The 23,883-nt window shown below is 68.4% G+C and carries 27 protein-coding genes; 9 read left to right on the top strand and 18 right to left on the bottom strand.

What is annotated here, in order from left to right:
• The first annotated feature begins 11 nt into the window (after window positions 1–11).
• The gene (locus tag OG205_RS41620) at window positions 12–1,112 is read left to right on the top strand and encodes a DUF4034 domain-containing protein (RefSeq protein ID WP_330273274.1); all 1,101 of its coding nucleotides are present in this window, start codon (window positions 12–14) and stop codon (window positions 1,110–1,112) included.
• A gap of 111 nt (window positions 1,113–1,223) precedes the next feature.
• On the opposite strand, the gene OG205_RS41615 is transcribed toward OG205_RS41620, so the two are convergent.
• The 3 genes from OG205_RS41615 to OG205_RS41605 all read right to left on the bottom strand — a co-directional run bounded on the left by OG205_RS41615 (window position 1,224) and on the right by OG205_RS41605 (window position 4,379).
• Entirely contained in the window at window positions 1,224–1,883 is a 660-nt protein-coding gene (locus OG205_RS41615; RefSeq protein WP_330273273.1) for a hypothetical protein, read from the bottom strand.
• Between the two features lie 85 nt (window positions 1,884–1,968).
• A complete protein-coding gene (locus OG205_RS41610; RefSeq protein WP_330273272.1) occupies window positions 1,969–3,243 on the bottom strand; it encodes a DNA polymerase IV in 1,275 nt (424 codons plus the stop codon).
• Between the two features lie 35 nt (window positions 3,244–3,278).
• Window positions 3,279–4,379 carry an amidohydrolase family protein gene (locus tag OG205_RS41605; protein ID WP_442916861.1) on the bottom strand — a complete coding sequence of 367 codons (1,101 nt, stop codon included), beginning with the start codon at window positions 4,377–4,379 and terminating at the stop codon, window positions 3,279–3,281.
• A 9-nt stretch (window positions 4,380–4,388) separates the two neighbouring features.
• Here OG205_RS41605 and OG205_RS41600 point away from each other — a divergent pair, with 9 nt between their 5' ends.
• Window positions 4,389–5,699 carry a glutamine synthetase family protein gene (locus OG205_RS41600; RefSeq protein WP_330273270.1) on the top strand — a complete coding sequence of 437 codons (1,311 nt, stop codon included), beginning with the start codon at window positions 4,389–4,391 and terminating at the stop codon, window positions 5,697–5,699.
• Here the strand turns inward: OG205_RS41600 and OG205_RS41595 are convergent.
• From OG205_RS41595 to OG205_RS41570, 6 genes are all read right to left on the bottom strand, one after another.
• Window positions 5,680–6,399, bottom strand: a complete 720-nt coding sequence (locus tag OG205_RS41595) for a sigma-70 family RNA polymerase sigma factor (protein ID WP_442916662.1) — start codon at window positions 6,397–6,399, stop codon at window positions 5,680–5,682. The two genes, OG205_RS41600 and OG205_RS41595, sit on opposite strands and share 20 nt — an antisense overlap.
• 5 nt (window positions 6,400–6,404) lie before the next feature.
• Window positions 6,405–7,082, bottom strand: coding sequence for a sigma factor-like helix-turn-helix DNA-binding protein (locus OG205_RS41590; protein ID WP_330273269.1), 678 nt, complete (start codon window positions 7,080–7,082; stop codon window positions 6,405–6,407).
• A 103-nt stretch (window positions 7,083–7,185) separates the two neighbouring features.
• Window positions 7,186–7,752 carry a sigma-70 family RNA polymerase sigma factor gene (locus tag OG205_RS41585; RefSeq protein ID WP_330273268.1) on the bottom strand — a complete coding sequence of 189 codons (567 nt, stop codon included), beginning with the start codon at window positions 7,750–7,752 and terminating at the stop codon, window positions 7,186–7,188.
• A gap of 85 nt (window positions 7,753–7,837) precedes the next feature.
• The gene (locus OG205_RS41580) at window positions 7,838–8,554 is read right to left on the bottom strand and encodes a class I SAM-dependent methyltransferase (RefSeq protein WP_330273267.1); all 717 of its coding nucleotides are present in this window, start codon (window positions 8,552–8,554) and stop codon (window positions 7,838–7,840) included.
• The gene (locus tag OG205_RS41575) at window positions 8,551–9,120 is read right to left on the bottom strand and encodes a sigma-70 family RNA polymerase sigma factor (protein ID WP_330273266.1); all 570 of its coding nucleotides are present in this window, start codon (window positions 9,118–9,120) and stop codon (window positions 8,551–8,553) included. Before OG205_RS41575 ends, OG205_RS41580 begins: the two co-directional genes overlap by 4 nt.
• A gap of 100 nt (window positions 9,121–9,220) precedes the next feature.
• Window positions 9,221–9,943 (bottom strand): class I SAM-dependent methyltransferase, encoded by a 723-nt coding sequence (locus OG205_RS41570; protein WP_330273265.1) that lies wholly within the window; start codon window positions 9,941–9,943, stop codon window positions 9,221–9,223.
• A 33-nt stretch (window positions 9,944–9,976) separates the two neighbouring features.
• On the opposite strand from OG205_RS41570, the gene OG205_RS41565 reads away from it, so the two are divergent.
• Genes OG205_RS41565 through OG205_RS41555 form a run of 3 tightly spaced genes read left to right on the top strand, consistent with a single transcriptional unit; the run spans window position 9,977 to window position 12,847 of the window.
• Window positions 9,977–10,822 carry a ParA family protein gene (locus tag OG205_RS41565; RefSeq protein WP_030479497.1) on the top strand — a complete coding sequence of 282 codons (846 nt, stop codon included), beginning with the start codon at window positions 9,977–9,979 and terminating at the stop codon, window positions 10,820–10,822.
• A complete protein-coding gene (locus OG205_RS41560; protein WP_330273264.1) occupies window positions 10,815–11,576 on the top strand; it encodes an Fpg/Nei family DNA glycosylase in 762 nt (253 codons plus the stop codon). The genes OG205_RS41565 and OG205_RS41560 overlap by 8 nt, the downstream gene beginning before the upstream one ends.
• A 32-nt stretch (window positions 11,577–11,608) precedes the next feature.
• On the top strand, window positions 11,609–12,847 hold the full coding sequence (locus OG205_RS41555) for a cytochrome P450 family protein (RefSeq protein ID WP_330273263.1): 1,239 nt from the start codon (window positions 11,609–11,611) through the stop codon (window positions 12,845–12,847).
• Here OG205_RS41555 and OG205_RS41550 read toward each other — a convergent pair.
• Window positions 12,825–13,262, bottom strand: a complete 438-nt coding sequence (locus tag OG205_RS41550; RefSeq protein WP_330273262.1) for a hypothetical protein — start codon at window positions 13,260–13,262, stop codon at window positions 12,825–12,827. The genes OG205_RS41555 and OG205_RS41550 overlap by 23 nt on opposite strands.
• Window positions 13,263–13,330: 68 nt before the next feature.
• On the opposite strand from OG205_RS41550, the gene OG205_RS41545 reads away from it, so the two are divergent.
• The 3 genes from OG205_RS41545 to OG205_RS41535 are packed head-to-tail and all read left to right on the top strand — an operon-like array spanning window position 13,331 to window position 15,427.
• Entirely contained in the window at window positions 13,331–13,888 is a 558-nt protein-coding gene (locus OG205_RS41545) for an RNA polymerase sigma factor (protein WP_330273261.1), read from the top strand.
• A complete protein-coding gene (locus OG205_RS41540) occupies window positions 13,885–14,406 on the top strand; it encodes a hypothetical protein (protein ID WP_330273260.1) in 522 nt (173 codons plus the stop codon). The genes OG205_RS41545 and OG205_RS41540 overlap by 4 nt, the downstream gene beginning before the upstream one ends.
• A 43-nt stretch (window positions 14,407–14,449) precedes the next feature.
• Window positions 14,450–15,427 carry a quinone-dependent dihydroorotate dehydrogenase gene (locus OG205_RS41535; protein ID WP_330273259.1) on the top strand — a complete coding sequence of 326 codons (978 nt, stop codon included), beginning with the start codon at window positions 14,450–14,452 and terminating at the stop codon, window positions 15,425–15,427.
• Here the strand turns inward: OG205_RS41535 and OG205_RS41530 are convergent.
• The 8 genes from OG205_RS41530 to rimO form a co-directional block, all read right to left on the bottom strand.
• A complete protein-coding gene (locus tag OG205_RS41530; protein WP_330273258.1) occupies window positions 15,408–16,622 on the bottom strand; it encodes a glycosyltransferase in 1,215 nt (404 codons plus the stop codon). The genes OG205_RS41535 and OG205_RS41530 overlap by 20 nt on opposite strands.
• Window positions 16,623–16,793: 171 nt before the next feature.
• Complete coding sequence (locus OG205_RS41525; protein WP_330273257.1) at window positions 16,794–17,978, bottom strand: uracil-xanthine permease family protein; 1,185 nt, start codon at window positions 17,976–17,978, stop codon at window positions 16,794–16,796.
• Between the two features lie 245 nt (window positions 17,979–18,223).
• Window positions 18,224–19,036, bottom strand: coding sequence for a phage shock envelope stress response protein PspM (gene pspM / locus OG205_RS41520; protein ID WP_330273256.1), 813 nt, complete (start codon window positions 19,034–19,036; stop codon window positions 18,224–18,226).
• Window positions 19,037–19,064: 28 nt separating this feature from the next.
• On the bottom strand, window positions 19,065–19,919 hold the full coding sequence (locus tag OG205_RS41515; RefSeq protein WP_330273255.1) for a PspA/IM30 family protein: 855 nt from the start codon (window positions 19,917–19,919) through the stop codon (window positions 19,065–19,067).
• Between the two features lie 359 nt (window positions 19,920–20,278).
• On the bottom strand, window positions 20,279–20,701 hold the full coding sequence (locus tag OG205_RS41510; protein WP_319977387.1) for a helix-turn-helix domain-containing protein: 423 nt from the start codon (window positions 20,699–20,701) through the stop codon (window positions 20,279–20,281).
• Window positions 20,702–20,806: 105 nt separating this feature from the next.
• Entirely contained in the window at window positions 20,807–21,283 is a 477-nt protein-coding gene (locus tag OG205_RS41505; RefSeq protein WP_330273254.1) for a CinA family protein, read from the bottom strand.
• Window positions 21,280–21,858, bottom strand: a complete 579-nt coding sequence (gene pgsA, locus OG205_RS41500; protein WP_319977389.1) for a CDP-diacylglycerol--glycerol-3-phosphate 3-phosphatidyltransferase — start codon at window positions 21,856–21,858, stop codon at window positions 21,280–21,282. The genes OG205_RS41505 and pgsA overlap by 4 nt, the downstream gene beginning before the upstream one ends.
• Window positions 21,855–23,258: a 30S ribosomal protein S12 methylthiotransferase RimO gene (gene rimO, locus OG205_RS41495; protein WP_330273253.1), complete on the bottom strand. Its 1,404-nt coding sequence runs from the start codon at window positions 23,256–23,258 to the stop codon at window positions 21,855–21,857. Before rimO ends, pgsA begins: the two co-directional genes overlap by 4 nt.
• A gap of 64 nt (window positions 23,259–23,322) precedes the next feature.
• Here rimO and OG205_RS41490 point away from each other — a divergent pair, with 64 nt between their 5' ends.
• Window positions 23,323–23,823, top strand: coding sequence for an amino-acid N-acetyltransferase (locus OG205_RS41490; protein ID WP_330273252.1), 501 nt, complete (start codon window positions 23,323–23,325; stop codon window positions 23,821–23,823).
• The last annotated feature ends 60 nt before the right edge of the window (window positions 23,824–23,883 follow it).

Raw genomic sequence — 23,883 nt, 5'->3', positions numbered from 1 at the left:
GAGAAGAACCCGTGGTGCTCTCACTTCTCTTCAAGCCCAAGGAACTCATCACCGTCATCCGCCTCATGCGCGAGGCGAAGCGGCTGGGCGTGGAGATCGACGAACTCCCATCCGACGTAGTCGCGGCTCACGTCCTGCCCAAGACACACCCCGAGCGCTACGGCCTCGTCCCCGACGCCGAGGTGACGGCCACGTCGCCGATCGAGGACCTGGCCCTCGCCGCCGTGAAGGACGACGTCCGCGCCGGCAACTGGGAGAACGCCGCCGACCTGGTCACCGCCACCCACGGCGACTGGGACCGCCGTCAGCGCGTGGTGTGGGCCTTGGCCGATCTCGCCGCCAAGGACGACGCCTGGATGAACGCCTGGCAGACCGCCCGCCCTGGCGACCCGCACTGGATCGTGGTGCACGCGATGTCGCTGGTCGCCCTGGCCTGGGACATCCGCGGCAGCGCCACCTCCTCCCAGACCACCCGCGAACAGTTCGAGGGCTTCCACCGAGTCCTGTTCGAGGCGCGCGAGGCCGCCGGCATCGCCGCCACCGTGCTGCCGGACGACCCGACGCCGTGGAACACGATGCTGACGCTCGCCCGCGGCCTGCAGGTGGACCACGACGAGTTCCGCGCGATCTGGACGGAACTCATGTCGCGCGATCCCTTGCACCACAACGGACACTCGCAGGCTCTGCAGTACTGGTGCCGCAAGTGGCACGGATCCGACGAGGAAGCCCTGGCGTTCGCCCTTGAGGCGGCAGCCAAGTCGCCCAAGTTCCTGTCGCTTCCGCTGCACGCCGCTTACGAGGCGGAGAGCACCTCGCCGGACATGTGGAAGTCGCCTGCGGTCGTGGGTTCCCTGGACGCGCTGCTGGCACGGCTCGCGGACGAGGGTGCCGACACTTATGCGCTTCGGGATGACCGCGGATATGCGATCTACGCTTTGCTTGAGCTGCAACGGTTCGAGGAAGCCGTGGGACAGTTCCGGGCTTTGGGAGCGTTGGCGGACGCTGGGCCGTGGGACTACTTCTCGGAGCCCCGGTTGAAGTTCCTGAGCTTGCGGGGAATCGCGGTCAAGGCGGCGGCCAAGGGCAAGGGCGTCAAGGCTCCGGTTCGGTAGAGATGGCCCGCTCCTTTCGGTTGGAGTGGTTGGGTTCTCGAGCCAGGCCGGATCCGGTCGGGCAGCGTCGGCGCGGCTTGGACGAGCCCGAATGCTTTGTGGGCGTGCGTGTCAGCCGATCGGTAGTGGGGTTCGGGCCTGCGGGACCGCGAGCGGGCGGCGGTCCATCACGGCCAGTTCCAGTTGGCGGGCCGGGGAGTCGCCCAGCAGTTTGCGGGCCAGGGTGGTGCCCTTGCGCGGGGCCAGGGCCAACTCGGCACGCAGGGCTTGGACGCCGACGTAGTGCGACACCTCGTCGAGGATGGCCCTGGTGTCCGGGATCGAGCGGGTGCGGCGGATCGCGTCCACGGCGGCGCGTTCCAGGGGCGCGACGTGGAAGCCCCTGCGCAGGGCCGGTTTGGGGAGGCGGTCCGTTCGTTCCAGGTGCAGGGTGGCGTGGCCCCAGGCTCTGGAGTGGCGTGGGGCCAGGACGTGGATCGCGTCCGCCGCCGGTAGGACGGATCTCATGCCGTGCAGGTAGAGGGCGTCGAACGCGGTGAGCATCGCGCCCTCGCCCGAGTAGAGGAGAGCCGCCTGCACCAGTTGTTCGCGTGACGGGCCTGCCCTGGACAGCAGGAAGATGGTCGGGAACAGGCGTTGCCAGGGACCGCCTGGGCGGGAGCGTTGGTCGATCAGGGACGAGGACAGTCCTATGTGGATCAGGGCTGCGACCGGGGCTACTCGGTGGACGAAGAGGGTGCCCAGGGCTTCCAGGTCGATGGGGTGGCGCATGGGTCAATGGTGCGGCTGGGAAGAGCCGGGGAACCGGGGGCGAGCGCAACCTGTGGACAACTTCGAGGTTGTGGACAAGTCGCGATCACTCGGGCTTCGGTTCGAACTCCGCTGTCCTTTTCGGACTCTCGCGCAGCAGCGACGCAGGCCGCACGGCCAGTGAGCCGAAGCGGGAACGGGCCTGGTCAGCGGCTTGCTCGGCTTCGCGCCAGCCATGTTCCGGGGCATCGAAGATCAGCTGCTGGGCGGAATCGGCGTTGTCAAGACCCTCTATTCGGACGCCGATCAGACGAACCGCGCCGGGTGGGGTCTGGGTGTCCAGCAGCTCGACGGCGATCCGGTAGACCTCCTGCGTCACGTCGGTCGCCACCGGCAGCGTGCGCGAGCGGGTGATCGTCGTGAAGTCCGAGAAGCGGACTTTGATCGACACGGTGCGGCCGAGCAGCCCCTTGGCGCGCAACGAACCCGTCGAACGCTCGGAGAGCCGCAGCAGTTCGCGGCGCAGCAGCGTGCGGTCCGCGACGTCGACCTCGAAGGTCTCCTCGGCGCCGATCGACTTCTCCCGCGACTCCGGCACCACCGCGCGTTCGTCGACCCCGGCGGCCAACGCGTACAGATGCTCCGCCAACGCCACACCGATCTTGCGGCGCAGGCGCGTGAGAGGCATCGCGGCGACGTCGGCGACGGTCCCCAGGCCCAGTTCCTCCAGGCGCGCGGCGGTTTTCGCGCCGACGCCCCACAACGCGGAGACCGGCAGCGGGTGCAGAAAGTCCAAAGACGCGGAGTGGGGCACGACCATCATGCCGTCGGGCTTGCACATGCCAGAGGCGAGCTTCGCGAGGAACTTCGTCGAGGCGACACCGACGGAACAACTCACGCCGTGAGCCGCGAACACGCGGGACCTGATCAACTCCCCCACGCCACCGGGTGTCAGGCCGAGCCGGCGAAGCGCCCCGCCGACGTCGAGGAACGCCTCGTCCAACGACAGGGGCTCCACCAGCGGCGTGATGTCGCGGAAGATCGCCATGACCCCGCGCGAGACCTCCTGGTAGAGATCGAACTGCGGCGGCAGGTACACGGCGTGAGGCGCCAACCGGCGAGCATGCGCGGTGGGCATCGCGGAACGCACGCCGTACTCACGCGCGAGGTAGTTGGCGGAACACACGACACCACGCCCGCCGACACCCCCGACCACGACGGGCACGGACTCGAGCTCAGGACGTTCGCGGATTTCCACCGACGCGTAGAAGGCGTCCATGTCGACGTGCAGCATCCGGCAGCCCGTGTCGTCAGGCCAGACGCCGTCACGCGCACGGAACCGGTCGACCAGGCCGCGTGGCAGGTTCGCACTGCGACCCATGAACACCCCTCTCGAACGTCAGTTCGAGGCAAATCCTACAGTTTGTACACGCGCGCCGCGTTCTCCGACGCGATGAGCCGTGCGATCCGGTGCGCGTCCTCCTCGGCGAAGGCATCGCGCCGCAGTCCATCGGCCAGAAAGTCCGACAACGCACGCCGGAACAGCAACGCACCGAGGTAGTACAACTCGGGCAGAGCGAACGCGTCGGACGAGAACAGGAACTTCCCGTACGGCACGATCTCCAACGCCTCCGCGAACACGCGCGACGCCTGATGCCCCAACCCGTGCGTCGCCAGCCCGAGGTCGCAGAACACGTGCGGGAACACCTGCGCGAGATACCCGGCCTGACGGTGGAACGGGTAGTTGTGCAGCAGCAACACCGGCACACCCAGCCCCGCGGTCGCGCGCAGGAACGGCGTCAGCAACGACGGATCGCAGCGGTGCAGATCGATGTCCGAATCCCCGTAGCCGACGTGGAACTGCAACGGCAGCCCGGCGTCCAACGCCTCCCACGCCAGCCACGTGATCACCACAGGGTCCTCCAACCGCCCCGCCGACCACGCCGACACCGCCCGCTCCACGTCCGCGTCGGCAGGCCGCACGCCCGAAAGACCCAGCCCCGTCCGGTACGCCGCAACGGACTTCGCCCCCACCGCTGAAGACGACGCGAGCCGCGACCGGACGGCCACCAGGAACTCCGCGGCGGACACCGACGGCCGCAAGGTCTCCGCCAGCACCTCCAGCCGCACGATCTCGTGCGCGACACCCCCGCCCAGCCCGGCCAGCTCCTCCGCCGACAACAACCGCTCCGGCTGGAACCCGCCGTCCACCAGGAACGTGTGGATCCCGGACGCCATCAGGAACGTCCGCGACACCTCGGCGATGTGCAGCGAGTTCCGCCGTTCGAGGTACTCCTCGGCCGGCGCGTGCCGGGGCAGGTCCAGCAACGGGGCGCACCACCTCCGCACCGCGAACCCGATCGCCGAGTCGAAGAACGACCCGCCCAGCGCAGAGACCGCATCGGCCTCCAGCAACAGCGACTCGAAGTCCGGGCGCGTGCTGTCGACCCTCAGCACACCGTGGCAGTGGTGATCTATCAGCCCGAGTTCGGCGACGAACGGCAAGATGCCCATAATCTTAGGATCGTGGACTCTGCGGAACGGGACCAGCGGTTCGACCGGGCGACGGAACTCTTCGACGGGCTCAACGCGCGGAACGTGAGCGTCGTGGCGCTCACGTGGGTCGACAACAGCGGCATCACCCGCACCAAGTCCGTCCCCCTGCGCAGGCTGGCCCACGCGGCGGCGCACGGGGTGGGCGCGTCACCGGTGTTCGACGTGTTCCTGTTCGACGACTGGATCATCCAGGGCCGGTTCGCCGGCGGCCCGGTCGGCGACCTGCGGCTGCACCCCGACCTCGACCGCCTCACGGTGCTCGCGGGTCAGCCGGGCTGGGCCTGGGCACCTGCCGACCGCCACTTCCAGAGCGGCGTCCCCTACCCGATGGACCAGCGCCTGCAAGCCCGGAAAGCGCAGAAGAACCTCGCGGACAAAGGCCTCACCGCCCAGGCGGGCTTCGAGATCGAGTGGTGCGTCGGCAAGTCCGGCACCGACGACTGGGTGCCCGCGACCAGCGGATCCGCGTACGGCCACGCCCGTCAGGTCGAGCTGTCCGCCTACTGCGTCGACCTGCTCAACGCCCTGGACCAGCAGGACGTCGAGGTCCTCCAGTTCCATCCCGAGTACGCCGCCGGCCAGTTCGAGGTCTCCACGGCACCGGAAGGCCTGGTGGCGGCCGCCGACACCGCCGTGCTCGTCAAGGAGACCATCCGCGCCGTCACGATCCGGCACGGCCTGCGTCCGTCGTTCTCCCACAAGGTCGTCAACGGCGGCGTCGGCAACGGCGGCCACCTGCACCTGAGCCTCTGGCGCGACGGCACGAACCTCTTCGACGGCTTCCAGGACGAGGCCAGGCGGTTCAGCGCGGGCGTCCTGACCCACCTCCGCGCGTTGTGCGCGGTCGGCTGTCCCTCTCTCGCGAGCTACCTCAGGCTCGTGCCGAACACGTGGGCCGCACCGTTCGTGGCGTGGGGCGAGGAGAACCGCGAAACGGCCCTGCGCCTGATCAAGGACAACCTCGAGATCAAGTGCTTCGACCTGACCGCGAACCCGTACCTGGTGGTCGCGGGTGTGGTGGCGGCCGGTCTGGACGGCATCGCGACCGAGGCCGTGCTCCCGGAGGGCCTCAACGTCGATCCGGCGCTGCTCGGTGACGTCCAGCGGCTGCCCACGTCGCTGAAGGAGGCTGTCGACGAGTTCGAGAAGGACACAGTGCTCACCGAGGCGTTCGACCTGGAGCTGGCGGGCACGCTCGCCGACGTGCGGCGCGGCGAGATGGAGCGCTACAAGGACGCGAGCCCGCAGGGCATCGCCAACATCACTCGCTGGCGCTATTGAGTTCCTTGCGCAGCCGCGTCAGCGCCCGGTGCTGAGCCACCCGTACGGCGCCGGGCGTCGAACCGACCGCTTCGGCCGTCTCCTCCGCTGACAACCCCACCATCACGCGCAGCACGACGATCTCGCGCTGCTTCTCGGGCAACACGCGCAGAAGCGTCGCCATCTGCTCGGAGAGTTCCCCCTGCATCGCCCGCTGCTCGGGTCCGGCCGCCGTGTCCATCGACTCCGGCAGCTCGGGCACCGCCTCGGAGCGGTTGCGCGAGAAGCTGCGGAACGAGTCCGCCACCTTGTGCGCCGCGATGCCGTAGACGAACGCCAGGAACGGACGCCCCTGATCGCGGTACGACGGCAGCGAGGTCAGCACGGCCAGGCACACGTCCTGCGCCACGTCGTCCGCCGACGCGAACGACCCAACGCGCGCACGGCAGTACCTGACGACCAACGGCCGGATGGTGCCGAGCAACCGTTCGATAGCGGCGCGATCACCGGTGACAGCGCGTGCGACGTGGTCGTCGGCCTTCTCGGGACGACCGGTGTAGTACGACGGCGAAGGTGGGTCGACCGGCTCTTTCCCACCTACGGCAGTCCGCTCCACCAGAGCGTCGACAACGCCTGGAGCAGCGGAGACCGGCCCACCGACGGACGAGCCCCTGACGGCTTCCGCGGGCACCTTGCGGTGCAGGCCGGGTGTGAACTCCACTCAGATCACCGTTCCTCTTCTGGACGCCGGCGCACCGCGAGACGCGCCCGCCGGATCCGTCCTTCGACCGCGCGCGGGGTGAGTCGCACCAACTCGGCGATCTCCGCATGCGAATAGCCCTGGTCATGAAGGAAGAGCAACCGCCTGCCGTCCTCGCTCAGCGTCGCGAACGCGGCGTTCGCGGCCTGCTGTTCGATGACCGCGTCCTCGGGAGTCCCCTCGGCCACGACGTGTTCGAGCGAGGCCAGGGTGTCCACGAGCCGCACGTCCTGCCATCCGTGCGCCTGCGTCTGCCAGCGCCGGTAGACGTTCGGGAACGCGAGCACGCACGCGTTGACGAAGTACTCGTTCAACGGCTGTCCGCGCTCGACCGACCACTCCCTGCCGAGCAAACCCCGGTCACGGAAGTAGACGAAGCCCTCGTAGACCGCGTCGTTCGCCATTTCCTCGGCCTCCTGCAGCGAGATCTCCTGCTGCTGCAGGTAGCGGCCGTGCCTCCCGCAGCGGGAGAACATGGCGCCGGACCGCACGAGCCTGGTAACGAACGTGAGGCCGTACCCGAGAAGCTGGCGGTGGAACTGGTCCCAGCGTGGCCCGGAAAGCCCCGACTCGCGGAAGTGCTGCACGAGCACCCCGTCGACGCGCAGCCGGTCGGCGGCAAGCGCTGAGTCCGAACTTCCCATGCCCCCTGGTCCCTATGTCGGTGTCTTCCTGCCCTCTAGGTATGTCGTTTGGGTGCGTCTACCCCACGCACTCGCCACGAATCGTCACAAATGCAAACGAATGTCACCCGATCGGGACAGCCAATGCGGCAATTTCCTTGCGAAGGCGACCCAGCGCCCGGTGCTGGGCAACGCGCACCGCACCCGGCGTCGAGCCCACGGCGTCCGCGGTCTCCTCGGCGGACAGCCCCACCACGACGCGCAGCACGAGAATCTCGCGCTGCTTGTCCGGCAGGAGGTGCAGCAGCCGTCCCAGGGTGCCGTTCAGCTCATCGCGGAGGACGAACTCCTCCGGTCCGGCGCCTCGCACCTCCTGATCGGGCACCTCGGCCACCGGCTCCGCACGGTTACGTCCGAGAGCCCGATGCGCGTCGGCGACCTTGTGCGCGGCGATGCCGTAGACGAATGCCAGGAACGGCCGGCCCTGCTCGCGGTACTTCGGAAGGGCCGTCAGCACGGCCAGGCAGACCTCCTGCGCCACGTCGTCCGCAGTTGTCGCGGAACGTCCGACACGCGCACGACAGTACTTCACCACCAGCGGTCGCAGGTAGCGAAGTAGCTGGTCAGTGGCCCTGTGCTCGCCTTGCACCGCCAGGCTCACCAGCTCTGCGGATAAAGCCGAACTCTCCATCCGAAGTGTCCCCTCGTCGACGTCCCGTGGAGGAGACGTGCGACGCGTCACTCCTTATGCGGAAAGTAGGGAGAAACTTCAAACGTCACCCGTTTGCAGCAACGAAGAGCGGTTGGTAATAGGCGTGGAGCGACCACTCCCCGTAATCGAAACCGGCTCGTTCCGCCAATCCGGTGATTTCGTGACGAGTAATCGCCCAATACCGTGCCTTGCCCACCACGACCCGCCACGGGTCGGCTTCGTGCAGTCGGAACATCTCCAGTTCGTACTGGTCGCCGTCCCAATGCCAGAGCTGGAACCACACGACCCGCCCCGGTCCGACGGACGGAGGGGTCGACAACGGCCGTTCGCCGCGGATCGCGTCGTAGTCGCGCGTTGAGAGGATGAGCCGGCCACCGGGACGGAGCACGCGCCGCATCTCTCGCAACGCCGCCAGCACGTCCTGGGCGGTCAGCAGGTGCGGCAGCGCGTTGTCCGCGGCCAGCACGACGTCGAACGAGGCATCGGCGAACGGCAGTGAGCGCATGTCCGCGGCGAACGCGGGCAAGGTGACGCCACGCGCAGAGGCCTCCACAACGGCCCGAGAGGCCGCCTTGGGGCTCAGATCGGTGCCCACGACCTCATAGCCGCGCAGAGCCAGACCGATCGCCTGTGTGCCGATGCCGCACGCGCAGTCGAGAACGCGCGCGCCCCGCGGGATGAACTCCGCGAGCTGCGACGCCTGCCGGGCCATCGACGCGTCCCAGTCCAGGAACATCAGGTCGTACGTCCCGGCCAGCCCGTCGTAGAAGGCGCCGGTCAAATCAGCTCCTCGACCCCCACGGACGTCCTCAGTTTCGCCAGCGCACGGTGCTGAGCCACCCGCACGGCACCCGGCGTCGAACCGATCGCCTCGGCCGTCTCCTCCGCCGTCAGACCGACGACCACGCGCAGCAGCAGGATCTCCCGCTGCTTGTCCGGCAGCCCGCGCAGCAGCTGGCCCAGCCGCACCGAGAGCGAGCCGAGCAGCGCGTTCTCCTCGGGGTCGACGGTCAGCGACGGCCCGTCCGGCACCTCGGCGACAGGTTCGGAGCGGTTGCGCGCCGAGACCCGATGCGCGTCCGCGACCTTGTGCGCGGCGATGCCGTAGACGAACGCCAGGAAGGGTCTTCCCTGCTCACGATAGGTGGGCAGGGCCGTCAGCACCGCCAGGCAGACTTCCTGCGCCACGTCGTCCGCCGACGCGTACGCCCTTTCATTGCGACCGACGCGCGCACGGCAGTACCGCGCCACGAGTGGTCGCACGGAGCCCAGCAGCCGTTCGACGGCGTGCCGGTCACCCGCTACGGCCTCGTTGACCAATGAGGCCAGCAGGTCGGAACTTTCCATCGCGTTGGTCCCTACGTCGGCGGCGGAGGCCATTATCTTTCGCCGCCGCCTTGTTTGGGACCACTCATCAGGGTCATAAAAGTCCCGAATGCAAAGGGTTTCACACGGCGGTGCGGCGGGCGAACACGTGCAGCCGGGCGGCGACGTCCCTGAGCGGGGACCGCGTGGCCGCGGCCAGTTCCAGCTCGGCGAGCGCGTCGGCGGCACCCGGATTCGTGTCCAGCACCACACCGGGCACGAGGTCGGAGACGATGCCATGACCTTGCAGGAGCTCGACGGAAAGCCCCGCCTCGAGAACCAGTTTCTCAAGACCCGGGACGTCGAACCGGCGCTGCAACGGGTCACGGGTACCCGCGAGCTGACCGGCGTCGTCGTCCAGCAACCTTCGCGCGTCGACGATACGGCCGGCGATCGCGCGGTGCAGGATCGCCGCGAACCGGTTCGCGACCAGCACCGACACCGCGCCGCCGGGTGCGACCGCGGCGGCCAGCGAGGCGAGCGCGGCCGGGGCGTCGTCGACGACCTCCAGCAGCCCGTGTGCCAGCACCAGATCGGCCTCACCAGCGGGAACACCCAACGAGTCCGTGTCGCCCTGGACCGCGTTGATGGTCACACCGGCCTCGCGCGCACGGGTGTTCAACGTGGCCAATGCGTTCGGCGAAGGCTCCACGACCGTGACCGCGCATCCCGCTGCGGCTAGGCGCACGGCCCAGACGCCGCTGCCGCCTCCGACGTCGAGCACACGGGGCGGTTCTCCACCCCTGCGCTCGCGTGCGGCGGCCAATTCGGCGTCGAGCACCCTCTGTACGGCGTCCGGTCGCATGTCCAACAGAGTAGGAGACCCTAGAGTAGGTCTGTGCATACGGTGTCCGTGCTCAGCCTCAAGGGAGGCGTCGGCAAGACGACGGTGGTGCTCGGCCTGGCCTCTGCCGCCCTCCGCCGTGGCGTCCGCACGCTCGTGATCGATCTCGATCCGCAGTGCAACGCCACGTCGACGCTGGAGCCCGAGGAGTCCAAGGCCAGCATCTACGACGTCCTGCAAGACCCGTCCGAGGAGAACGTCGAGCAGGCGATCCGCCCGAGCAGGTGGGGCGACGGCATCGACGTGTTGTCCGGGTCCGAGGACGCAGAGCTGCTCAACCACCCGGATCCGAACGAGTCCCGGCTGCATCGTCTGAAAGACGCGTTGCGCACGTTGCGCGACATGTACGACGAGTTCCCGTACCAGCTCGTGCTGCTCGACTGCCCGCCGTCGCTGGGCCAGCTGACCCGCTCGGCACTGGTGGCGGCCGACCGCGCGCTGCTGGTCACCGAACCGACGATGTTCGCGGTCGCGGGCGTGCAGCGGGCGTTCGAGGCGGTGCAGAACGAGCGGGAGAGCAACAACGCCGACCTGCAGCCGCTGGGCGTCGTGGTGAACCGGGTGCGGCCGCGCTCGCACGAGCACCAGTTCCGCATCGAGGAGCTGCGCGACATCTTCGGGCCGTTGGTGATGCCGGTGGCGTTGCCGGACCGTCTCGCCGTGCAGCAGGCACAGGGCGCGTGCATGCCGATCCACGAGTGGGGCACGCCGGGCGCACGTGAGGTGGCGCTGGCGTTCAACCTGCTGCTCGCCCGCATCCAGCGCATCTCGCGGAGCCGGCGCCGGGCCGTGCACCACGACTTCGACGACGACGAGATCCAGGAAGCGGTGGATGCCTGAGGGGGACACCGTCTTCCTGGCCGGCCATCGGATGCACGAGGCGCTGGCCGGGAAGACGCTGCGGCGCGGCGAACTGCGCCACCCCCGGCTGGCCGCACTCGATCTGGCCGGCCTCGACGTGCTCGGCGTGCGGACGTACGGCAAGCACATGTTCACCCACTTCTCCGACGGCAACAGCCTGCGCAGCCACTTCCGCATGGACGGCGCGTGGCACCTCTACCGGCCTGGCGAGCGCTGGCGCCGTCCCGCGCACCAGGCCCGTGCGGTGTTCGAGGTCGACGACCGGCAGGCCATCGGATTCGCGCTGCACGACATGGAGTTCGTGCCGACCGCACGCGAAGATGAACTGATCTCACATCTCGGGCCGGATCTTCTCGCGCCGGACTTCGACGCCGCTGAGGCCGTTCGGCGGTTGACCGCCGACCCTTCCCGGCCTGTCGGCCTCGCATTGTTGGATCAACGGGTCATGGCCGGCGTCGGCAATCTCTACCGCGCGGAAGTGTGTTTCCTGTTGCGTGTTCTGCCGACGGTCCCGGTGTCATCTGTGGATGCCCCGCGTGCGGTTGCGTTGTCACGCAAACTCTTGCAGGCCAACCAGTGGCGGCCGGAACAGAGCACCACGGGCGACCTGCGCGTGCAGCACTACGTTTTCGAGCGGACCGGCAAACCCTGTTTGCGTTGTCGCACAAGAGTCCGATCGGACGAGATCGACGGCAGATTTGTGTACTTCTGCCCAAAATGCCAGTCCGGTTGAACCGAGACGCTCTCCTGGCCGTGTGCCCCAATATGGCGGTAAATCTGGATGCGTTGCGCCCCGGCTTCACCGACGACCCCTATGCCGTGCTCAAGAGCCTGCGCGACGCGGGCCCTGTGCACCGGGTCGAGACCTTCGGCGTGCCGATGTGGCTCGTGACCCGATACCCCGACGTGCGCGCCGCGTTGGACAACCCGCTGCTGTCCTCGCACGGCTCCGCGCTCAGCGAACCTCTGCGCGGCCATCCGCACTTCGCGTCGTGGTGGTTCGGCGATCTGTCCGAGCACATGATGAACAGCGACGAGCCTGATCACACCCGCCTGCGCCGCGCGGTGTCGAGCCAGCTCACGCCCCGCCGCATCGCCGCCCTGCGTCCCCGGATCGAGCAGGTGGCCGCCAAGCTGGCCGACGGTTTCGCCGACTCGGGGCGCTGCGACCTGATCGCGGACTTCGCGGCGCCGCTGCCGATCACCGTGATCATGGAACTGCTCGGCGTTCCCGCCGTCGACCAGGAGAACTTCCGCTACTGGGCGGACGTGGTCACCGGGCTGGCGGACGGTGACGCGTCCTCTGCCCGTGAGGAGACCTCCGGCTACCTGCGCGACCTCGTGACGCACAAGCGCACGTCGGGTGACGACGACCTGATCGGCGGCCTGGCCCGCGCGACCGGCGAGTCCGCGCTGTCCGACAGCGAACTGGCCTCGCTGGCGTTCCTGCTGCTCGTGGCGGGCTACACGACCGCCGTCGACCTCGTCGGCAACGGCGCGCTGGCGTTGCTGCGCAACCCCGAGCAACTCGAACTGCTGCAGCGCTCGTCGACCCTGCTGCCCGGTGCCGTCGAGGAGTTCCTTCGGTTCGACGGGCCGATCTCGCACCTGCTGCGGTTCGCCACCCAGCCGCTGACGATCGGCGGCGTGCAGATCCCGGCGGGCGACGTCGTGCTGCTCTCGCTGGCCTCGGCCGAACACGACCAGAACCGCTATCCGCGGGCCGACCAGCTCAACATCGAACGGGCCGACCGCCAGCACCTGGCGTTCGGGCACGGCATCCACTTCTGCCTGGGCGCGCCGCTGGCCCGGCTGGAGGGCGAGGTGGCGTTCCGGACGCTGCTGGGACGCTGCGCCGGGCTGGCGCTGGACACCTCGCAGCCGCTGGGGTGGCGGGTGTCGCTCGGGAGCCGCGGGTTGCGGGGGTTGCCGGTGACGTTCCGGACGAAGCCGCGGATGCCGCTGGACGAGCAGGCGACGATCAAGGTGCCCAAGCCGATGTGACGCTGTGGAGCCTGTCGAGCTCCTGCCGCGCCTCGTCGAGGTGGCCCGCGTCCATCAGCCTCAGGAAGTGGTGGCCCAGGCCGGACGGCATCGGCAGCAGACCCTGGAAGCCCCGCCACAGCTCCTTCGCGACCAGCTCCTGCTCCGCGGACAGCTCGACGTGCAGATCGAAGTACCCGGCCCCCTCCAGGGTCTCGGCCCAGGCGGCGATCTCGTCCGCGTTCGGCTCGTCCGCCCAGGCCGACCTCGGTTCGAGGCGCTCGGCCGCGTTCTCAACCGAGTTGCCCACCGCCACGCTGACGGCCAGCGTCACGTCGTAGTAGGGCCTACCTGGCCGCCACAGCGCGATGAACGCTTCTTGTGCGGTGGCGCCGCCTGCGAGCAGAGCGCGCGCCTCTTCGGTGATGTCCCCCATGCCGCTCATCATGCCCAGGTGCGTAACGGTGTGGAGCTAAGTCGGCAACCATTAGCGTGAGTCAGCCGATGACAGCACCACGACATCCACCACCGCCGTCTCCCACCCGCGCGGCACGTGCGTTCGAGGAGATCTACGAGGCCGAGTTCGACGTGGTCACGTCGTACTTCGCGCGGCGCACCGCGGACCCGCAGACGGCCGCCGACCTGACCGCGGACACGTTCGTCGCGGCCATCACGTCGTTCGGCACGTTCGACCGCAGCCGGGGCACGGCGCGAGGCTGGGTTCTCGGCATCGCACGGCGGGTGTTCGCGCAGCACTGCGAGGCCGTCACACGCGGCCGGAGCGTGGTCGCGCGCATTCACGGACGGCGCGTGCTCGACACCGACGAGATCGCCGACCTGGTCACGCGCATCGACGCGGAACGGGAAGGCCGTGAGCTCATCGCCGCGATGGCGGCACTCAGTCCCGCCGAACGCGAGGTGATCGAACTCGTCGATCTGGTCGGGATGGCACCGAAGGACGCCGCGAAGGTGCTGGGCATGTCGTCCGGCGCGCTGCGGATCAGGCTCTTCCGGGTGCGCGGCAAGGTCCGCGACCTGGCATCGAACGGGGGACAGCGATGACGACGTTCAAGGACAACCTGCTCGACGACCTGATGCGCGAGCACGGTCAGACGGTCGAAGAGGCGCCAGAACAGCGCAGGAGGTCCGCACGGCCGTTGCTGGCCGCGGCCGGTGCGCTCGCCATCGCCGGTGCGGCGACCATCGCGATCACCGGCACCAGCAGCGAGGCCTACGCGGTCACCAAGAACGCCGACGGCAGCGTCACGGTCACCATCCGGGACATCAAAGGAGTCGACGCGGCCAACGCGAAGCTGCGCGAGTACGGGATCGGCGCGAAGGCCGTGCCGATGTCACGGGACTGCGCGGCCCTGGACGAGACCAAGATGGACCTCCTCGGCGGCTACGTGCTTCCCCGCATCTCGGACAACGGCTCGGTCACGATGAGCCCGGGTGACGTCCCGGCCGGATACTCGGTGCTGCTCGGCGTCTCGAACCTGCCGAACCGCAACACCGGGCTGGGCTTCACCGGCCCGATCCGCAACCCGGCGCCGGACTGCCTGGCCGAAGTCGGTAACTAGAGGGGTGCGCGCCCACCCTGAGCTGGCGTTATAGGGTGGGCGCGTGGTGTACAAGCAGGTGGTTCGCAAGGCGTTGTTCGGAATGCACGGCGGCGACGCGGAGCGGGTCCACGAGACCACGCTCGACGTCATGGCCAAGTTGAGCCCGCTGGCGAAGTTCGCCCGCAACCAGAACAACCCGCGCACCGTCTTCGGTGTCCGCTTCCCGAACCCGGTGGGTCTCGCGGCGGGCCTGGACAAGGACGGGCGCGCGCTGCCGGCGTGGGCCGCGCTGGGGTTCGGGTTCGTCGAGGTCGGCACCGTCACGTGGCACGCGCAGCCGGGCAACCCGAAGCCGCGCCTGTTCCGGCTCCGCGAGGACGAGGCGATCATCAACCGGATGGGCTTCAACAACGCGGGCGCGCAAGCGCTTGCCGCGAAGCTCGACAGGACGCCGCTGAAGGCGCCGCTGGGCATCAGCCTCGGCAAGTCCAAGATCACGCCGGTCGAGGACGCCGTCCAGGACTACCTGAACTCGCTGAACGCCCTGAAGGACCACGGCGACTACTACGCCATCAACGTCAGTTCGCCGAACACGCCCGGTCTGCGCAGCCTGCAGGACAAGGGCGCGCTCACCGAACTCGTCCAGACGCTCACGCGGGCCACGGACAAGCCGATGCTGGTCAAGATCGCGCCGGACCTCACCGAGGACGCCATCACCGAGGTCATCCAGGTGTGCGTCGACAACGGCATCAAGGGCCTCATCGCCACGAACACCACGTTGAGCCGTGAGGGCCTCACGAGCGCTCATCAGAGCGAGACCGGCGGTCTGAGCGGCAGGCCGCTCACCCAGCGCGCGAACGACGTGGTCCGGTTCATCACGAAGAACAGCGACCTGCCGGTCATCGGCGTCGGCGGCATCGCGACCGCCGACGACGCCAAGCGCATGATCGACGCCGGCGCGAGCCTCGTGCAGATCTACACCGGGTTCATCTACGAGGGCCCCGGGCTCGTGTCGAGGATCAACCGGGCACTGAGGTGAGCGTGCGTTCGACGTGCTCCCAGCGGCCGACCGGACGGTAGCCGCGCAGCACGGTGAACAACGAGCGCAGCACCGCGACGAAGTCCACGAACACGATCACCATCAGCAGCGGGTAGGCCAACGGCGCCAAGGCCAGCAACGGCGCCTTGGCCCGCCACGGTTCGGAGATGTCGCCGATGATCGTGAACAACGCCACGCCCGTGTAGACCGCGCACAGCAGAAGAATGCCGGTGAACCAGCCCGTCTGGAACGTCGCGGTGACGACGACGTAGATGAACACCGGCTCGAACAGCACGAGGACCTCCCCCGCCGCCGTGTACGGCAGGTGCACCCACGAGAGAAGACGCGTGCACGACCTGCCGAAGAAGAGCGAACGGTGCTTGTAGAACGCCTGCAGCCGTCCGAACTTCCACCGGAACCGTTGCCGCAACAGGCCTTTGAGCGACGGCACGGCCTGCGTGTACGCGATCGCGTCGGCCGCGAAGATGATGCGCCAGTCGAAGTTGCCGCGCACGGACAGGATCTTCATCGAGAAGTCGATGTCCTCGGTCATCGTGTCGGTGTCGAAGTATCCGCACGCGCGCACGACCGACGTCCGGAACATCGAGCCGACACCGCCGATGACGTACTCGCAGTTGAACACCGTGTAGCCCTGCTTGAGCCGGTGCACCACCGCGTACTCCAGGCGCTGCACCCAGCCCAGCACACCGCGCTGGTCGGCGATCTTCACGTTCGCCGCCGCGGCGAGCACCATCGGGTCGGCGAAGTGCGCGACCATCTTCGAGACGGCGGTGCGGGACAACGTCGAGTCGGCGTCCAGCACCATCACCAGGCCGTCGCCGACGAGGTGCATGCCGGCGTTGATCGCCGCCGCCTTGCCCGTGTTCTCCTGTGAGACGACGTGAACGCGGGAGCCGAAGTGCCGCAACGCGGCCACCGTGCCGTCGACAGAGCCGTCGTCGACCACGACCACCGACACGTCCCCGTAGTCACTGTCCAGAACGGACTGCACCGCGCGGGCGACGCACAACTCCTCGTTGTAGGCCGGGATGACGACCCACACCGTTGGCGCGTAAGGCAACGGACGTGAGCGGCACAACGAGAGATCGTAGAGATCGGCCGCCACCAGAACGACGCACACGCGGACGACACCGATCATCGCCAGCGGAACCATGAGCCACGCGAGCGACGTCATCGGCGATGGCGCAGCAGTCGGATGCGGGTCGCGGCCAAGCTGCCCGCGATGATCGCGCAGGCCATGAACAGCACCACGAAGTACGCGGCGACCATGGTGAATCTCCCTCCCTGGACCGGAAACTGGATCGGTCCGAAGTGGAGGGACGAAAACCACACAAACGGGTGTCGGTCAGTTACTGCGTGCAGCCTTGAGCCAGCGCATGATCGGATGCAGGATCACGACGAGCAGCGAGCCCCACACCATGCCGCCCATCTCCAGGTCGCCGATCCCGATGGTCAGGTCGCCGACACCGGCCACGAGCGCGGCGCCACCGACCATCGCGTTCACGGGGCTCGCCAGGTCGACGCCGCGGTCCATCCAGATCCGCACGCCGACCAGCACGATCAGGCCGTAGAGCACGAGCGTGCAGCCGCCGAGCACGCCCGGCGGGATGGTCCCGAACAGCGCGATGGCCTTCGGGGAGAACGCCAGCAGCGTGGCGAACACACCGGCGAACGCGAACGCCGCCGTCGTGTACACGCGGGTCACGGCCATCACGCCGATGTTCTCGGAGTACGTCGTCGTCCCGGCGCCACCACCCAGACCGGACAACGCGGTCGACAGCCCGTTCGCGATGATCGCGTCGCCCGCGCTGCCGTCGAGGTTGCGCCCCGTCAGCGCCGCGACAGCCTTCACGTGCCCGACGACCTCGGCCACCAGCACGATCACCACGGGCAGCATCAGCAGCACCACGGACGGCCGCAGCTCCGGCTGGTACAGCTTCGGCAGGCCGACCCACGCCGCGTCGCGCAGCGCGGTGATCCGCTCGGACGACACGGCGCCGAACGCCAGGCCGCCCATCCAGATCGCCACGAAGCCGATCAGGATCGAGAACCGGAACACCAGGCCGCGGCCCAGCACGCCGGCCAGCAGGATCACGGCGGTGGTCAGTGCGGCGACCAGGGGCTGCTCGGCGAAGTTCGAGGTGGCCTGGTGCGAGAGGTTCAGGCCGATGATGATCACGACGGCGCCGGTGACGACCGGCGGCATGACCGACTCCAGCAGCCGCACGCCGAGCGCCTTGACCGCGATGCCGACGACGATCACCAGCAGACCCGCGGCGACGACACCGCCGAGCTGCGCGGAGATGCCCTGTTCGCGCGCGGCCACCAGCGGCGCGACGAAGGCGAACGACGAGCCGAGGTAGCTCGGGACGCGGTTCTTGGTGATCACCAGGAACAGCAGCGTGCCCAGGCCCGAGAACATCAGGGTGGTGGCGACGGGCAGACCGGTGGCGGTGGGAACGATCACCGTCGCGCCGAACATGGCGACCAGGTGCTGCACTCCGAACCCGATGGTGAGCGGCCAGCTCACCCTCTCCTGGGGTGCGACGGTCTCACTGTCGGTGATCCGACCGTCCCCGTGCACGGTCCACAACGCCAACGCACTGCCTCCCGGCAATTCAGCCGGACTTCCCGCAGACCGGCCCCGGAATCCTGCCACGCCATGTAGCGGCTACGGCTAGATAACGGTCCGATAATCACACGATTGCCCTAAGGATCTCCAGAGAGAACCGCCGAATAGGCGCACTCGATTACGGAGCGTCACATTCTACGCGCTTAATAGCCTGACACGTCTCGCATCGCGGACGCGAGACCGGCCATGTGGTCCGTGGCGTCGTCCAGCACCTCGCCCGGGTTCTGGAACTGCGTGCTCGCCGCCAGGGCCTTGCCCGCCTCGGCCACCAACGCACAGTAGCGGTCCACGCCGTCCGCCAGTTGCCCCCGGAGCACCCGCACGCCCTCGACCAACGACGCACGCTCCAGCGGCGGCGCTGTGTCACGAGCGCGTTCGACGGCCTGGAGCTGTGCGGAGACCGCGCGGATCGCCGAGGAGGCCTCCTGGGCGGTCTGGCGGGCGTGCTGGACGGACTCGGTCGGCATCGACGTGAGCGCCGGCGAGTCGAGCTGCACGAGCAGCTGGGTCATCGTGTCCTCGGCGCCGTGCAACTTCTCCATCGGAACGCGCGCGGACGAGATGTGCGCCGGCAGCGGCGGCCGGGGCGGTGGTGGCGGTGCCAACGCGAGCCGTTGCCGGGCGACGCCCAGCTCACGCAGTTTGAACCCGCTGCGCACGGCGAGGACGGCGGGCACCGCCGCGCCGATCGAGCCGGTGACGGCGGCCCACGTGCCGAGCACGCCGGTGAAGCCCAGCACCGCGAGGGTGCCGAGCATCGAGATGACGATCAGCCAGAACGTCAGCACGGCGTTCGTGCGCTTGCGCTTGCGCTCGAGCTTGGCGCGCGGGTCGTTCCACTTCTGCATGCGGTAGCGCGCCTGCTCGGCCAGCGGGTGGCCCTGGAGCGACGCACCCAACTCGTTGACGACCTTGCGGACGATCTCGTTGTTGGGACGGTTTCTCCAGGGCTCCATGATCACCTGCTGGCTCCTTCTGTCCCGCTCAGTTCTGCTGAGCCGGCGGGACCTGCTGCTGCGTGGTCTTCTGCTCTGACTGGACGCGCTGCGCGATCTCGGCCTGGATCTGCGCGGCCGCGCTGTTGCCCGCGGTCACCTGGGCCGGCGTGTTCGCCTGACCACCGTGCATGGACGCGCGGATCTGCTCCAGACGCGACGAACCGGCCATCTGGGTCGTCGAGGCCTGCACCTCGAGCATCCGGCCCTGCACCGAGTTCTGGGCGAGCTCGGCGGACCCGATCGCGGTCGCGTAGCGCTTCTCGATCTTGTCGCGAACCTCTTCCAGCGACGGCACGTTGCCCGGCGCGGCGAGTTCGCTCATCTGGGTCAGCGACGCGGAGACCTGCTCCTGCATCTTGGCCTGCTCCAGCTGGCTGAGGAGCTTGGTGCGCTCGGCCAGCTTCTGCTGCAACATCATCGAGTTGCGCTCGACGGCCTGCTTGGCCTGCGCGGCAGCCTGCAGCGACTGGTCGTGCAGCGTCTTGAGGTCTTCGATGCCCTGCTCAGCGGTGACGAGCTGGGTGGCGAAGCTCTGCGCCGCGTTCTCGAACTGCGTCGCCTTCTGCTCGTCGCCCTTGGAGCGCGCCTCGTCGGCGAGCACGAGGGCCTGACGGGCGGAGGCCTGCAGCTTCTCGACGTCGCCCAGCTGGCGGTTCAGCTTCATCTCCAGCTGACGCTGGTTGCCGATGACGGCCGCAGCCTGCTGAGAGAGGGCCTGGTGCTGCCGCTGCGCCTCCTCGATGGCCTGCTGGATCTGCACCTTCGGGTCAGCGTGCTCGTCGATCTTCGACGAGAACGACGCCATCAGGTACTTCCAGAACTTCACGAACGGACTGGCCATCTCCTACGCCTGCCTTCTCGGTGCCGGTGTTGGATCCATCGTCTCAATTGTGCGTCGGCGTATCCACCGACACGGGGAGATATCCGGGAACACCCTGACCCACCCCGGGACTTAGGAGTACACGCCTGACGACGTGCCAATCCTGCCCGCCCCCGCGCCAGGAGACGCGGTGACCCAGCGTGCTGTGGCCAACCCGTTGCCTGCTAACCGGCACGCCGCCCTCGTTGTCAGTTGAACGTGCGACGGGCCGAACTTGTTGCAGACGGTCACGTGGCGGCGGCCACAGTCGGTGACACGTCACCCGAATGCAGGCGACCCCGCTCGCCATCGGGGCAAGCGGGGTCGTGGATGACATGGGGTTACGCCGCGACGACTGCCTTGGGCGTCTCGCCGATCTTGCTCGTGAGCCTGTGAGTCAGCATGGGCTGCAGGCGCAGATCGGACAGGTCGTCCGAGAGCGTGGACGGCAGCACGCGGCCACCTTCCAGCTTGCCCCGGTCCGAACGTCCGTCCGGGACGGTGTCGGGAACCGTGTCCGGCGTCTGCTGGACGGCGCCGATGTCGGAGGCCACGTGGTGCAGCAACTCGGACAAGGGCAGTTCTAAAGCGTCACATATGGCCGCGAGGAGCTCGCTGGACGCCTCTTTGCGGCCGCGCTCCACCTCGGACAGGTACCCCAGGCTCACGCGGGCGGTCCGAGAGACCTCGCGCAGCGTGCGGCGTTGGTTGGTGCGGGCATGGCGAAGTCGATCACCGATCGCCTCGCGTAGCAGCACGGTCATCGCGCGCCTCCTTCCGGCCGGCCGTGTCCCTACGTTACCGATCGACACCGACAACGGGCACTGACTTCCGAACACGTCCGCCAAGGGCGAACGAACGCGGAGTCATCATTTGTTCCCGGCGTCGGTCACCAGCAGGTAATCCGAGAGCAGGACCAGCGCTTTTTCCACGGCGGCGGAACGGACCGCTCTGCGGTCGCCACTCACCGTGATTGTCCGCACTGTGGACACTCCAGGGCCGCTCAAGCCGATGTGGACCGTCCCCGGAGCGACTCCGTCCTGCGGATCGGGGCCGGCGACCCCGGTGAGCCCGATTCCCCAGTCCGATCCGCACCTCTTCTTGGCGCCTTCGGCCAGTTGGATCGCGACGTCGGGATGCACGGCTCCGTGCTCGTCGAGCAACCGCTGGTCCACGCCCGCGAGCTCGTGTTTGAGCTCGGTCGCGTAGACGATCAACCCACCGCGGACCACGGCACTCGCCCCCGGTGTGTCGACGATCGTCGCGCACAGCAGACCCGCGGTCAGCGACTCGGCCGTGGCGACGGTCTGGTTCTTCGCTTTGAGCAGTTCGACGACGCTGGTCACAGCACCGCCCGTCCTGCCCTTGCCTTCATCTTGAACGCGTGGATGACGTAATCGATTCCCGTGACGATGGTGAGGACCAGCGCAACGGCCATGATCACCCACGCGATGAGTTGCAACACGTCGTTCTGCGGGAGCACGAACAGCCCGATCGCGATGACCTGGGCCAGCGTCTTGGCCTTGCCGCCGCGGCTGGCCGGGATGACGCCGTAGCGGATCACCCAGAACCGCAGCAGCGTGATGCCGATCTCGCGCACGGCGATGGTGATCGTGATCCACCACGGCAGCACGTCGAGGATGCTCAGGCCCACCAGCGCGGACCCGGTCAGCGCCTTGTCCGCGATCGGATCGGCGATCTTGCCGAAGTCGGTGATGAGCCCGTGCTTGCGGGCGAGCGTGCCGTCGATGTGGTCGGTGAAGCTCGCGACGGCGAAGATCCCGAACGCGATGAGGCGCCACGTCGTGTCGAAGCCGCCCGCTTCGAACAGGGAGAACAGGAAGACCGGAACGAGCAGCATCCGCGCCACCGTGAGGACGTTGGCGACGTTGAGCAGCGGGACCTTCCTGGCCTCAGTCATGTCGCGATGACCTCTACGACCAGGTCGACGCCCTCGGAGTCGACCACGCGGCAGCGCACGAAGTCGCCGCGCCTGAGACCCTCGGCCTCGAGCACGATGCACTCGCCGTCGACCTCGGGCGCCTGGTGCTCGGCCCGGCCGACGCAGTCGCTCTCGTCGTCCTCCTCGTGCTCGATCAGCACGACGACCTCGTCGCCCACCCGGTCCTCGGCGCGCTGGCTGGTCAGCTCCTCGACGAGGTTGCCGATGCGCTGCACCCGTTCCGCGATGGTGTCGGCGTCGAGCTTGCCGTCGAGCCCCTCGGCCTCGGTGCCGTCCTCGTCGGAGTACCCGAAGATGCCGACGGCGTCGAGTCTCGCCTCCGTGAGGAAGCGTTCGAGTTCCTGCAGGTCCGCCTCGGTCTCGCCGGGGAAGCCCACGATGAAGTTGCTGCGGATGCCCGCCTCGGGCGCGTGCTCGCGGATCTGCCACACGAGCTTGAGGAAGCTGTCGGTGTCGCCGAACCGGCGCATGCGGCGCAGCACGTTCTCGCTGGAGTGCTGGAACGACATGTCGAAGTAGTTCGCGACCTTGTCGGTCTTCGCGATGGCGGCGACGAGGCTGGGCTTGGTCTCGGCCGGCTGCAGGTAGCTCACGCGCACCCGCTCGACGCCGGGAATGCTCGCGAGGCGCGGCAGCAACTGCTCCAGCGCACCCTGGTCACGCGGCAGGTCCTTGCCGTAGCTCGTCGAGTTCTCGCTGACGAGGAACAGCTCCTTGACGCCGTTCTCGGCGAGCCACATGGCCTCGGCCACGATCTCGTCCGGGAGCCGCGACACGAACGCGCCGCGGAAGCTCGGGATGGCGCAGAAGCTGCACCGGCGGTCACAGCCGGACGCGATCTTCAACGGCGCCACGGGAGCGTCGTCCAGACGCCTGCGCTGGACCTTGGTCGGTCCCCAGCCGTGGCCGGGCACCTGGACGTCCTTGCTGGCTTCCTGGCGCTTCACCGGCGTGATCGGCAGCAGCGTGCGGCGGTCCACCGGCACGTGCGACTCGACGGGCTTGCCGTGCAGCACGTCCTGCAGGCGTTCGGCCAGGTCGTTGTACTGGTCGAAGCCCAGGACCGCGGCCGCCTCGGGGAGGCTGTCCGCGAGCTCCTTGCCGTAGCGCTCCGCCATGCACCCGACCGCGACCACCTTGGCCCCGGTGTCGGACGCGGCGAGCAGCGTGTCGACGGAATCCTTCTTGGCCTGCTCGACGAAGCCGCACGTGTTGACGACGACGACGTCCGCGCCCTCGTCCACCAGCTCCCAGCCGCCCTCACCGAGGCGCCCGGCGAGTTCTTCGGAGTCGACCTCGTTGCGGGCACAGCCCAGGGTCAGCAGCGACACACGTCGCGGAGTGGTGGGAGAAGACACGGCGCTCAGAGTAACCGGGTCGGGCTGTCAGGCCGGAATCGTGCCCACCTCATACTTGATGGTTGTGACCAGTGGGGTAGTCGTGCGGCGCGCCCGCACCAGTGATGTGCGCGCCATGAAGGCGCTGATCGACGGGTACGCGGGCAAGGTCCTGCTGTCCAAACCGCTGGTCACGCTGTACGAGGCGGTCCAGGAGTTCTGGGTGGCCGAGGAGGACGGCGAGCTGCTCGGCGTCGGCGCCCTGCACGTGATGTGGGAGGACCTGGCCGAGATCCGATCCGTCGCGGTCTCCCCCATGGCACTGGGCAAGGGCGTCGGTCACCGGATCGTGGCGCAGCTCATCGCGACGGCCAGGGAGCTGCAGCTCGCGCGCATCTTCGTGCTCACGTTCGAGACCAAGTTCTTCACCAAGCACGGCTTCGTCGAGATCGAGGGCACGCCGGTGAGCCCTGAGGTCTACGAGGAGATCATGCGGTCGGTGGACGAGGGTGTCGCCGAGTTCCTCGACCTGAGTTACGTGAAGCCGAACACGCTCGGCAACAGCCGGATGCTCCTGGAGTTGTAACTCTTCGAGTAATTACTCGAAGAGTCTTGACTCAAAGAACCACGCGCACCAGGATCTGCG

Origin of the sequence: Lentzea sp. NBC_00516 (genome assembly GCF_036346835.1) — a bacterium.
GTDB classification, from domain to species: domain Bacteria; phylum Actinomycetota; class Actinomycetes; order Mycobacteriales; family Pseudonocardiaceae; genus Lentzea; species Lentzea sokolovensis.
This window is presented reverse-complemented; position numbering and strand designations above follow the sequence as displayed.